Source organism: Pseudomonas fluorescens, assembly GCF_902497995.1.
In the GTDB taxonomy this organism is placed as follows: domain Bacteria; phylum Pseudomonadota; class Gammaproteobacteria; order Pseudomonadales; family Pseudomonadaceae; genus Aquipseudomonas; species Aquipseudomonas fluorescens_BK.
The window spans coordinates 20,225-31,858 of record NZ_CABVII010000013.1 but is presented as its reverse complement, the minus strand read 5'-3'; the positions used below and the strand labels follow the sequence as shown (position 1 = coordinate 31,858).

General features: G+C 60.3%; 12 protein-coding genes. 1 reads left to right on the top strand and 11 read right to left on the bottom strand.

Going from position 1 to position 11,634, the window contains the following annotated elements; genetic code table 11:
• Positions 1-2: 2 nt before the first annotated feature.
• The 3 genes from F8N80_RS16365 to F8N80_RS16355 all read right to left on the bottom strand — a co-directional run bounded on the left by F8N80_RS16365 (position 3) and on the right by F8N80_RS16355 (position 1,596).
• A complete protein-coding gene (locus F8N80_RS16365) occupies positions 3-461 on the bottom strand; it encodes a MarR family winged helix-turn-helix transcriptional regulator (protein ID WP_150748320.1) in 459 nt (152 codons plus the stop codon).
• 132 nt (positions 462-593) lie between these two features.
• On the bottom strand, positions 594-1,034 hold the full coding sequence (locus tag F8N80_RS16360; protein ID WP_150748319.1) for an Ohr family peroxiredoxin: 441 nt from the start codon (positions 1,032-1,034) through the stop codon (positions 594-596).
• A gap of 109 nt (positions 1,035-1,143) precedes the next feature.
• On the bottom strand, positions 1,144-1,596 hold the full coding sequence (locus F8N80_RS16355; RefSeq protein ID WP_150748318.1) for an Ohr family peroxiredoxin: 453 nt from the start codon (positions 1,594-1,596) through the stop codon (positions 1,144-1,146).
• A gap of 298 nt (positions 1,597-1,894) precedes the next feature.
• On the opposite strand from F8N80_RS16355, the gene F8N80_RS16350 reads away from it, so the two are divergent.
• Positions 1,895-2,701 carry a hypothetical protein gene (locus F8N80_RS16350; RefSeq protein WP_150748326.1) on the top strand — a complete coding sequence of 269 codons (807 nt, stop codon included), beginning with the start codon at positions 1,895-1,897 and terminating at the stop codon, positions 2,699-2,701.
• Positions 2,702-2,741: 40 nt separating this feature from the next.
• On the opposite strand, the gene F8N80_RS16345 is transcribed toward F8N80_RS16350, so the two are convergent.
• The 8 genes from F8N80_RS16345 to F8N80_RS16315 all read right to left on the bottom strand — a co-directional run bounded on the left by F8N80_RS16345 (position 2,742) and on the right by F8N80_RS16315 (position 11,489).
• Complete coding sequence (locus F8N80_RS16345) at positions 2,742-3,479, bottom strand: hypothetical protein (RefSeq protein ID WP_150784289.1); 738 nt, start codon at positions 3,477-3,479, stop codon at positions 2,742-2,744.
• A 296-nt stretch (positions 3,480-3,775) separates the two neighbouring features.
• Positions 3,776-5,167, bottom strand: a complete 1,392-nt coding sequence (locus F8N80_RS16340) for a M15 family metallopeptidase (RefSeq protein WP_224790703.1) — start codon at positions 5,165-5,167, stop codon at positions 3,776-3,778.
• Positions 5,168-5,520: 353 nt separating this feature from the next.
• The gene (locus F8N80_RS16335) at positions 5,521-5,946 is read right to left on the bottom strand and encodes a hypothetical protein (protein ID WP_224790702.1); all 426 of its coding nucleotides are present in this window, start codon (positions 5,944-5,946) and stop codon (positions 5,521-5,523) included.
• On the bottom strand, positions 5,943-6,098 hold the full coding sequence (locus tag F8N80_RS31210; protein ID WP_191632938.1) for a hypothetical protein: 156 nt from the start codon (positions 6,096-6,098) through the stop codon (positions 5,943-5,945). The genes F8N80_RS16335 and F8N80_RS31210 overlap by 4 nt, the downstream gene beginning before the upstream one ends.
• A gap of 158 nt (positions 6,099-6,256) precedes the next feature.
• Entirely contained in the window at positions 6,257-8,293 is a 2,037-nt protein-coding gene (locus F8N80_RS16330) for an LTA synthase family protein (protein ID WP_150748315.1), read from the bottom strand.
• Between the two features lie 48 nt (positions 8,294-8,341).
• Positions 8,342-8,938 (bottom strand): hypothetical protein, encoded by a 597-nt coding sequence (locus tag F8N80_RS16325; RefSeq protein ID WP_150784287.1) that lies wholly within the window; start codon positions 8,936-8,938, stop codon positions 8,342-8,344.
• Positions 8,935-10,233 carry a sialidase family protein gene (locus F8N80_RS16320; protein ID WP_150784286.1) on the bottom strand — a complete coding sequence of 433 codons (1,299 nt, stop codon included), beginning with the start codon at positions 10,231-10,233 and terminating at the stop codon, positions 8,935-8,937. Before F8N80_RS16320 ends, F8N80_RS16325 begins: the two co-directional genes overlap by 4 nt.
• Positions 10,234-10,487: 254 nt before the next feature.
• Complete coding sequence (locus F8N80_RS16315) at positions 10,488-11,489, bottom strand: TerC family protein (protein ID WP_150784285.1); 1,002 nt, start codon at positions 11,487-11,489, stop codon at positions 10,488-10,490.
• Between the last annotated feature and the right edge of the window lie 145 nt (positions 11,490-11,634).

Genomic DNA, 11,634 nt, shown 5'->3' with positions numbered 1-11,634 from the left:
CATTACCCGGCCTTGGTCCATTTGATGAGATTGTTGCGCAGCGTCACGACCGCCTTCTGCATCTCCATGAACGCCTCCGGCGTCAGCCCGGTGGCGTCGGAGAGACCCAGTTCCGGGCGGCCTTCGCGCAGCTGTCGACCTTCCTTCGTCAGGCTGATCCGCACCTGGCGCTCGTCCTCGGGATCGCGCTGGCGCTGCAGATAGCCCATCGCTTCGAGCTTCTTCAGGATCGGCGTCAGGGTGTTCGATTCCAGAAACAGCTTTTCGCCGAGGCTGCCCACGGTCTGATCGTCTTGCTCCCATAACGCCACGATGGTGATGTATTGCGTGTAGGTCAGCCCAAGCTGCTCGAGAATCGGCTTGTAGGCCTTGCCGAACGCCAGGTTGGTGGAATAGACCGCAAAACACAGGAAGTCGGAGAGCTTCGGGTTGGCGGGAGACGTCTTGTCCGTGGTTTTCATGTGCATCCTCTTTGGCCGAAGACTGATGGCGGGTAAAAGGTGAAATATACCTCGTATGCGATTCTATCGGAACGATACCAACTTGGGGTTGCGACCGGTTCGTCGGCGAAGGCGAACCGGTCACAGGATGGATCACGCCGTCAGCGCGTTAATGACCACATCGATATTGCCTCGCGTCGCCTTCGAGTACGGACAGATCTGGTCGGCGGCATGCGCCAACTCCATCGCGACGTCTTGCGTCAGGCCCGGCACGCGCAGGGTCAAGCGCGCCTGGAGGAAGTAGGCCGGACCGGTCTGGCCCAGATCGACCTCGATGATGACGGCCAGATTGGACGGCAGTGTCACCTTCATGTTTTTCGCCGCCAGCTCGACGGCGGCGGTGTAGCAGGCCGACCATGCGCCGGCGAACAGTTGCTCGGCGGTCGGGTGCGGCACGATGGCGGTGAACTCGTGTGCCAGTTTTGCGTTACCAGGCGAGGAGAGCTGGATGTCGAGACCATGGGCAGAGTTGCCAGCGTCGCTGAACGTGGTGTGGGTTTTGCCGGTCGCCAGTACTTTTTCGATTTTGTTCATGGATGAGTCCTCATCGTTTGAATGGTTTCATGGTTCGCATGCGCTTTAAGCGTATGCGATATATATGGCGTATCGAAGCTGTCGATCGATATCAACGCCGCGCGGTGCGTCATGCCGTGAGGACGTTCAGGGCCACGTCAATATTACCCCGCGTCGCCTTCGAGTACGGGCAAATCTGGTCGGCGGTATGCGCCAGCGTCGTCGCGACATCGTGCGCCAACCCCGGCACGCGCAGGGTCAACCGAGCCTGAAGAAAGTAGGCCGGACCGGTCTGGCCCAGATCGACTTCGATGTCGACGGACAGATCGGATGGCAGCACCACGTTCATCTCACCGGCGACCAGCCCGACAGCGGCGGTGTAGCAGGCCGACCAGGCGCCGGCGAACAGTTGCTCGGCGGTCGGGTGCGGCTGGGTGGCTGCAAACACGTGGGCCGGTTTCGCGTTGCCGGGTGTCGACAGGGTGATGTCGAGGCTGCCGTCATGGCCGCGCGAGGTGATGCCAGCGGCGCTGACGGTGGTGTGGGTTTTGCCGGTGGCCAGGACTTTTTCGATCTTGCTCATGGGGTGGATCCTCAAGGTTTGGAAAACTGTGTGTATGTGTCGTATACGTTTGTATCGTATGCGCTGTAATAATAATCGCGCAGACGCCTATTACTGTCAATAGATCCGGCGCGGGGTTCCAGACGAGTGGTCGGACAGATCCGCGCCGACATTTCCTTCGGCTATGGCCAGGCCCTCCGACCAGCGCAATTTCTCCACCACCGGCTGGCAACTGCTACGCTGGGATCTGTCGGCACTCGAGTCGTTCATGGCCATCGAGATCGCGAGTGACTGGCGGCAACCTGCACGGAGGCAGGCAGTGGTGATCAAGCGCATTGGCGGTCCGAGTGCAGGCATCGTTCCCCAGCCTCTGGCCCGGGAAGAGGTGGAGCGGGTGCTCGCGCAATTGCTGGCCAGTCCGTTGTTCGCCAAGTCGCGGCGGCTGGGCAGCCTGCTGAGTTTCCTGGTCGAACATGACCTGCAATCCCCGGGCGTTCCCCTCACCGAACACGCCATCGGCCTCGCGGTGTTTCGTCGTGACCCCATGGTTTACTGCACAGGCGACGATCCGGTGGTGCGGGTTCAGGTAGGACGGTTGCGGCGCAAGCTCGCCGAACATTACGTCACCACTGGCCTGCAAGACCCCATACGGTTAAGCATTCCGGCCGGTTGTTATCGACTGGCTTGCCAAAGGCTCAGGCCTAAAGGGATCGCTATGCGCCATCCCGTTCTGCAAATCCAGCCGTTTACCTGCATCACCCTCGATGGCGACGACTTTACCCGTGGCTTGTGCGAAGAGTTGGGTTGCAGGTTGTTCGAGTCGTTCGAGCAAACCCGCAGCGGTGCCAATCATGTGTTGATGAGGGTGCCGCGCAACACCACCAAGGCAACGGAGCTGGTACGCGGCGGGCGGGGCAATTATTCCCTGGAAGGCAGCGTGCGGGTGGAGCCGGCACGGGTCCGGGCGACGCTGCGCCTGATCGATGTCGCGCAGGGCCGGATTCGCTGGTCGGAGCAGTTCGATCGCAAGCGACCCTACGGCATTGCCACCCAGCAAGACCTGGCGGAGTCTATCTGTCGGTCGTTGACCGGCTATTTCTCCCAGGGCGGCAGTGACGATTCCTGAGTGGAAAGGGCAACCCTGAGGTTGCCCCCGGTGCGTCGGGTTATATCGTTTTCCATTCACCTCCTTCGTAAAGGCGCGCGGCGTCATTAGCGAAAGTCAGCTCGATTTCGATCGACTTGGAGCGCGAGGTGCTGAACATGGTGCTGGTCTGCACGTTCTGTTCGAACCACACGAGAATGCTTTCGACGGGCGTCAGAACGGTATTGCCGGTGACCACCTGGTTCACGGCAACGTAGATCGGTGTGCTGACCTGGTTGCCATCGATGCCGGTTGACAGTTGATTGACCCCCGGATGAATGGGCGCGTAGTTGTTGACCAGGGTGAAGGAGGCGGCAGGACCCCCCGTCACTGCCGGACCCAGCAGGCCGGAGTCGGCGAGTATCGAGGTTTGTCCCAGCCCGATGTTGACGACATTGGTCGAGACTTTAACCTGCACGTTTTCCTTGAACAGGTTGGAGCCGAACAGCTGGTACTGGGGCGTCCAGCTGAATTCGTTGTTGCTCAGGTATTGGCCATAGGACTGCCAGACCACGTTGTAGTCGGCGGTACCGACCTTCTTGGCAAAGCACAGCTTGTACCCGGACTTCTTGAGCAGGGTCAGATCGGCGTCGGCGATCTCGATCGTGACTACCTTTTGGGTAGCCGCCAGGGTCGACGTCAGCACCTTGCCGTAATCGGCCGTGGTCAGGGCCTTGGTGGCGCCCAAAAGCGACTTGACGGCCTCTTGCACGTCATTTTGAAGTTGCAGTTGCAGGCTTATAGCGCTCGACTTGCTCATGGTTTCCCTCTTCCTTGGTTGTGTGTTGGGCAATCAATGGGCAGAGGGTATCGAATCCGACAAGCGATCAGACAGCACCCGTTTCAGGACTTCCATGCCTCCACTGCACAGAGGCGGGTGGTGTCGTCACAACCCTGTAGGCACATTGACGGCTTCACTCTAGGCGCAACGCGCAGTGCGGCGAAGTATCTTGGCGTTACAGGCAAGGTAACAGCCGGATATGCTCTGAGTCGGGCAAGGTAACAGGCACGTATCAACCGGTTTCGCCGGAATGCCTTCCGCGGGAACCGGCGATATCAACGTTCGGGCAGATTCCAGCTTGCACGAAAGTGCTCGTATTGCGCTTCGGGCAATTGAACCAGCAGCGGCGACTGGCGAGGATCCAACCAACCGAACAAGAGGGAAATATTCGCTTGATCCATGGCGGTGCAACCAAGCGTCGGCGAGGAGGGGCCTCGCCAGATATGGAAGAAGATGCACGAGCCCAAGGCGGGTGACGCCGGCGAGTTGTGCTCGATGAAAATGCCTTGGCGATACGTGTCATCGTCACGCCGCATGCGTTCGGAACTGTTCCAGTCCCTGGCTGTTGTCGCCCCGTCGACCAGCTCGTTGTAATGGTTGGATTGACTGTCATCCACGCATTCGGTGGTCGGGGTCAACGCCAGATAAGGCAGTTTGGTGTTGGCCGCATTGTCGTAGCCGAATGCTGTTCCCAGCTTGAAAATCCCGGCAGGCGCTTTTCCATCGCCTTCGCGTTTGACCGGGCCTTCCCGTTGCTCGACGTTCGCTGCAACACCCTTGCCCCAGGCCAGCCCGTTCTTGCCGAGCACCACCGGAAAGGGATCCGCGTATTTTTCAAAGGTGGACCCTTGTCGAACATAGCGCTGGGCAGTGCCCTGGACGTCAGTCCAGTTTTTGCTGGTGACCACTATCAGCTGGTGGCTGGAGTCGAGCACGTTGCTTGCCTCCAGCGGCGTGATGGGGAAATCCATGACGTCCTTGCGCGGACCCGCGCCACTGTAGGTGAAGTGCCACCATTCCTTGTCGTACCCGGAAAATCCTTCCTTTTCCATGGCCCGGCTGAGTAGCTGGCGATTTTTCCGGGCATCGGCGTTGATCAACGGCGTGTCGGTATGCGCGCGCTCATCGAAGCAGTCGTAACCTGTGCCCATATCGAGTGCGCCGTCGCGCCAGCGCTGGCCATAGGGCGCCGTACAGTCCACTTGCGCGGCCGCGGGCGACCAGGTTTCGGCGGGCAGTGCCTGTGGGCCGGTCAAGGTCAGGTCCACGGTCGAGCCTCGGGAGTGATTGGACACGCGGGCCACATAACCCAGGCGCCAGAAGTCCTGCTTGTCCACGCGCGGATAGAATTCGGCCTTGCGCGGGTCACCCGGCTCTGTGGCGAAGCGCCCCATGTCGGCAACCGCACGGCTGGGTCGATAGCAGTCGAATACCTTCAAACCATAGCCCTGGGCACGCAGTGCTTTTTGTACCCGGGCGAGGGCCAGGGCCGCGTCCTGCGTCAACAGGCACTGCGCCGCGGCGTAACCGTCGAGCGAGTGCCCGGTGAAGTTGTGGGCGCTGGCATAACGGATGTCCTGCTCGATGTCCGGATCGATCGAACGCAGATACACCATATCCTCGGGCCGAGACTCTGCAGCCGTAATGCCGGGCATGACGATACCCATGCACAGACCCCACCGCAGACAGAGCGCGAACCAGTTGTGCAAGCGCGCTGGAAACGATCTCGAGCTCGACGCAGGGTTGGTCCGACACAAAGGGCGCATGCGATGCCTCCAGGGCTAGTGGTAATTAGCCCCGATCATGATGACTCGCAAGGGTGATCTCAAGCGCACAACTGCAACAGGTTGCTTTTCCACGCACTACTGATCGAACTGGACGCCGCCACGATGGGCATGATGGTGCTGGTTTCATCGTTTCAGGGGCGCTACCACGCCAATGCGCAGACTTTCATCCGTCGGCCTGAGCCGTCCGATCCAGCGAACCCCTTGGCTCACTGCACCGAAAGGATTTTTGCGCTTCAGCGCAACGATCGGAACGCCGTGCGCAGTTCCTCGGTAAACAGCTGCGGCTGTTCCCAGGCCGCGAAATGGCCACCTTTTTTCGCCTGGTTAAAGTAGATCAGGTGGCCATAGGCGCGCTTGGCCCAACTTTCCGGGGGGTAGTAGACGTCATTCGGAAATACCGTGACGGCCACCGGCAGCGCGATCTCGGTGGTTTTCTGAGCAGCCGAAGAAAGCGGACTGCGTCCCATGTTCTCCCAGTAGAGCCGTGCTGCCGAAGCGGCGCTGTTCGTCAGCCAATACAACGTAATGTCATCCAGCACTTGATCCCTGGTTGGCGACTGCCGAGGGTCGGCGCCGTACGTCCATTTGGCAAAACCTGGATGCACGAGCATGAGTGCCGCGAGGAAGGCCGGCGAGTCCGTCGCGCCGTAGCCAATCATCTGCGGGGGGTGCGCAGGTCGGTGAGGTCCTTGTCGGCAATGGCGACGTGGAAGGGGCGGATGGCGTTGGCGTCGTCGGTGGGCGCTGTACTGGCGAGGGGCGAAATGGAAAGCGAGAGGGCAGCCAGGACGACCGCGAATAGGTGCTTCATCTTCACTTCCTCGGTTGAGGGGCAGGATGAGTTCGCTCGTGATCAGCATAACATCAGGCGAAGATCGGGCCATTCAGCCCGTGCACAGTGCGCATCGTTTCCAGCTTGAGCGAGCGGATTGGCAGAACCTCACATCAGGGTTCTGCCGCCACCCTCAATCACTCACGCACATTCTGATAAAGCATCAACCGCGAAGTCTCATGCATACCCCGAGTCAACTCCACCAGGCGCTTGAACTCGTCCGGGTTTTTCTCTGCCACGTTGTCCAGCGGCGTCTTCGAGGCCAGGTCATGAAGCGTCGGCGAGCTGCCGTCGTGTTCCATCTGCACCATATAGTGTTGAGTGACGCCTGCAATCAACGGGAAGGTGCCTTCGCGCAATACCAGCGGCACGACACGTTCACCCTCGGGCGCGGGTTGCTGGATGTCACGGCCCATGCCGCTGTTGCGGAACTCGAGGCCTGCCATGCCTGCGACGGTCGGCAGCAAGTCCACCAGGCCCACGGCTTCCTTGACGTTTCGCGTCCCGAGCAGGCCCGGGGCGTGGATGATCATCGGCACCGCATTGCTTTCCAGGCCCAGTTGCTCGTAGGCCGGAGCCAGGAACGGGATCTGCGCGATACGGGTGTTATGGTCGCCGAACAGCACGAAAATGGTGTTGTCGTACCAGCCGCCCGCCTTGGCGATTTCCATCAGGCGACCGATGTTGAAGTCCAGCAGGCGCACGGCGTTGTACTGTTCGACACTGCGCGATCCGGCGGCCTGGACTTCTTCCAGGGTAGGGTGCTTGACCTCGAAGCCGTCATTGGTCTTGGGAATGGTGAAGGGACGATGGTTGCCGGCCGTCTGCACATAAGCGAAGAACGGTTTGTCCTTGGGCAGTGCTTGCAGGATCTTGTCGGTTTCCTTGAACAGGTCCAGGTCGGAAATGCCCCACACGTCCACCACCGGAGCCTTCCAGTCGCGCTCTTCGAACAGGCGAACGCCGTCGATGCTCTGCCGGATCAAGGCATTCATGTTGGCCCAGCCGGAGTTGCCGCCAATGGTGTAGAGCTTCTCGTAACCGGTGAAGGCGTTGATCAGGGTGTGCTGCTTGGTGATCAGCGGGTTGCGGGTCGCGGTTTCCTGACGAGTGACGTCAGGCACGCCGCTGATACTGGCCCAGACAGTTTTCGCGGTCCCGGTCACCGGCACATAGAAGTGCTCGAAGAACCAGCTCTGCGTGGCAAGGCGATCGATGTTCGGCGTCGGATTGATCGGGTTGCCATAGGCACCGACGGCGCTGGTACCCAGGGATTCGAGCATGACGAACATCACGTTCGGTGGCCGGTTACCCGGTACCTTGTAGGGTTGTGGCGCCTGGTGGCGGACGAAATCAAGGCGTTGCGGGTCAGGCTGTGCGACCCCCAGGTACTTGGCCATGACGGCATAGTGTTCGCGCACCTGAGCTTCGTCGTAGCGCGACTGGCCGACCTTGACCGTGTCGTACAGGAAGATCACTGGATTCAGGCCCAGTGCCGCGACCTGGGTGTTACCCGAGAAGAACGCGTCGCTCCAGCGCAACGGCACAGGGTTTTCCAGGTTCATGTTCTCGACACGGCCCAGGATGCCCAGCAACACCACCACCACCATCAACGCGCTGCCCCAGGTGACGGAAAGCGGGTGGATGACTTTGCGCGGGCGGTCCAGGGTCACGCGCTCCAGGCGCATCAGGGCCAGGGTCACCAGGGCGACGGTCGCCAGCCAACCCAGTGAAATCCAGATGACCGGATAGGTCTGCCAGACCATGTCCCGGGATATTTGCGCATCGTCGATAAAGCGCAGCACGGTGGCGTTGATTCTGACGCCCAGGTACGCGTAATGGCCGAAATCGATGATGTAGATCAGCAGCATGACGCTCAGGATCGCGGCCAGGTACACCCGTGCGATCCGGCGCAGCAGGCGGCTGGTCGTGAGGTTCCAGCGCGGGATCCAGGCCAGCAACGCCACCGGCAACATCACCAGGATGGCCAGGCGCAGATCGAAACGAAAGCCGATGCCCAGGGTTTCCGGCACGGCCGGTTCAGCGCTCAACGCGTTGGCGTCAAAGCCGGAAAAGCCGAAGAAGAACACCACCCGCAGCAGTGCAAACAGCACAAACGCAATCGCTGTTGCGCCCAGCCAGTAATGCAAACGTCTCGATTGCAGCCAACCCATCCATGTTCCCCTGTCAAAAATTGTCGTTGAATCTTGAATGAATCGTTGTCACGCCGAACCGCGCAGCGAGCCGAGCCGACCAAAGGTCCAGTGCGTGGCCAACAGCAGCAGTGCCAGGCAGCAATACAGGCCCAGCAGCGGATCAACCAGGTAATCCCAATAATTGTGCGATGGCTTGATGCCGGCGATGAAGCCCAGGGTTGCGCCGGCCAGCATCAAGACCGCCAGGTAGTTGCGCAGGTAAAACAGGCTCAACGTCAGCAGCCCGACGAACACCAGCATCGGACGCGGACTGAAGCCGAACCGATACGGGTCCAGGTCGCTCAAGCCCAGGGTTGCCGGGTACAGCGCCAGGGCCATCACGGCAAAGAGGACCAATATGCCGGCCTGACCCTGCCGCGCAGGCGGCAAGAGCTCCAGTCGACGCAGACAACCCCAGGCCATGAACACCAGGGTCGTGACGGCAAGGTCATCGATGTGGCTGCGCAAGTACGCAGCCAGGGTCAATCCGTCCAGCGGGATGTAGCTGACTGCCAGCAAGGCGAGCAATAGCGCGACACGCCCGCCCTTGTTCAAGCCAAAAGACGGCAGCAGCAGGAAGAGGATCATTGCGAAGCTGATATGGGCTTGCCAGAGGTTGATCAATGGACTCGCTCCGCCAGCCAGGCATCGTTGAAGGTCACGTGCTTGATGAATGTGTTGTTCCAGGAATACACCAGGTGATACAGACCGTCGGGACTGCGGATGAAGTAGGGGTATTCATATTCGAATTCGCAGCCCTGGCTTTTGCAGACCCGGGTGTCGAGGTTGCTCAGGAACTGCGCTTCCAGCGGTTGGCGCAGAGCGCCACTGGAACCGCGAAATTCCTGGCCGATGATTTCCTTGTAGGCCTCGGGTGAAAACGGAGCCCCCAATGGATCGGGCGATTTATCCAGGTCCCGTAGCGAGCGCCAATCGTCCATCTCTGCGTCGGTACCGTACAGGCTCAGCTTGAAGCGCCCCTCCTGCAGGTCATTGAGCGCTACCAGCAGCCCGTGCTTGGGCGTCGCGACCGCCGCCAGCGAGGAGTTCGGATTCGATGGATCGAGCGGGTAGGGTTCACTCCAGGTTTGCCCGGCATCTTCAGTGCGGGTCGCCAGCACGCGGTGATGGGTGTTGCCGGCGTAGCGCAGCAAGGCCACACCGCGCTGACCATCCAGTGGAACCACCGTGGGTTGCAAGGAGTTGTTGCCGTGGCTGATGCGGTACTTATCGATCACATTGCCGTCCGCGCTCAGGTACAGATACTCGGCGAACTTGCCGAGAAACTCGTGGTAGACCGGCAGGCCGATCGAGCCATCGGCATGAAACACCGGTGCCGAGCGGACCAGGGTGCTGATATTGAGGAAGGGTGAGGTGATCAATTGGCGCGGCTCGGACCATTGGCGACCATAGTCGTCCGAAACCATCACATTGACCGCACTGCCGGCCCAGCCGCCCATGGACACCGATACATAGAACAGCCAGAGGCGATTGTCCGGCGCAAGTGCGACCACCGGATTGCCCAGCTTGCGAATGTATTTTCGGGTGCCCTGTTGCGTCGAATCCCGCGTCGCCAGTACCTGTTCCGCACCCCATTCGCCGGTGTTGGCGTCGAAGCGGGCAGAGCGCACCTGCACGTCGGCGGCGCCCTCGCGAGTGCCGGCGAACCAGACCGCCATCAGGCTGCCGTCAGGCAAGGCGGTGACCGCCGAGGAATGCACGAAGTCCACCAGCCCGGACGAGGCGAACCGGCTGGTATAGATGGGCTTGGCCACTTGATCGGCCACCGCCATGACCGGTTTCATCAGGGCAAAGGACGAATGCACAGGGGCCGGGTGGCTGAACCATGCGCCCGCAAACAGGCAGGCAAGGGCAAGGTAGGCACCGAAGGCAGGAAGACTGGGAAGGTTGATGCGCATAATTAAGGCAGAAGAGCATCTCATGGCCCGGGCAAGCGCCGTAACCTATCACTAGTAGCCGACAGCTCGGTGTTTAACGAGTCGTTGAATTGTAAGCAAATGTTTGCGGGATCGGTATCGACCGAAAACGGCCGATGCGGCACCTTCTAGCGCCTGTGTTTTCGGCGTTTAACCGGTGTGTGACCGTCAGTCTGAAACTTCGTTTGCCCAGGCAAATATCCCCGGGTTTCGTCCGTTTCTTGCCGGCTGCCGCATCATTTAGCCGTTCCCGGGCCTCGTTTATTGTTCTTCGCCAGCGCTTGGCGTTTTTCCCTGCTCAGGAACAGGCTCAGCAGCACCGAGGTCAGGATAATGCCGGCGACCAGCGCCAGCGACCATTGGATCGGCACATGAAACCACGGCATGGCCAACATTTTGCCGCCAATGAATACCAAGACGAAGGCCAGCCCGTATTTGAGCAGATGGAAACGCTCGGCCATATCGGCGAGCAGGAAGTACAGGGCGCGCAAGCCCATGATCGCAAAGATGTTCGAGGTGACTATGATGAAGGGGTCGGTGGTGACGGCGAAGATCGCCGGGACGCTGTCGACCGCGAATATCAGGTCGCTGGCTTCGATCAATACCATTACCAGAAACATCGGCGTCGCCCAGCGCACGCCGTTGAGCCGCACGAAGAACCGCTCGCCGTGAAAGCCGTCGGTCACGCGCAAATGACATCGCAACCAGCCCAGTAAGGGGTTCCTGGCCAGATCGGGCTGCTGGTCGGCGAAGATCAGCATCTTGATCCCGGTGATCATCAGGAACGCGCCGAAGACATAGAGCAGCCAGGCGAATTGCGACACCAGCCAGACCCCGGCGAAAATCATCAGGGTGCGCATCACGATGGCGCCCAGCACGCCATACAGCAGCACCCGGCGCTGCAACTCCGGCGGCACGGCGAAGTACCCGAAGATCATGACGAAGACGAACATGTTGTCGATCGAAAGCGATTGCTCGATCAGGTAGCCCGTAAGAAATTCAAGGGTTATGCGCTGGGCGACCTGCGCGCCGAAGGTGTCGTTCAGATACCACCAGAGCAGGGCGGCGAAAGCCAGCGCCAGGCCGCTCCAGGCGATGACCCAGGACAGTGCCTCGCGGACGGACACGCGATGGGCCTTGCGTCCGCCGAACACGAAAAGGTCCAGCGCCAGCATGCAGATGATGAAGGCGATGAAGCTGGCCCACATCCAGGGTTCGCCGATGTTCATGGGAGACATGCGATTTTTCCTGAACTGATCGAGGCAGGTGCAGGTCATGCTATCGAGCAGGGCGTATCAGGAAAAATCGTTTATTTTTTACTGATTCTCCGTTTTTTTCGAAGTGTTGCTGGCCTTGGCGACCGGCCTCTCGCGGCACGCCAAT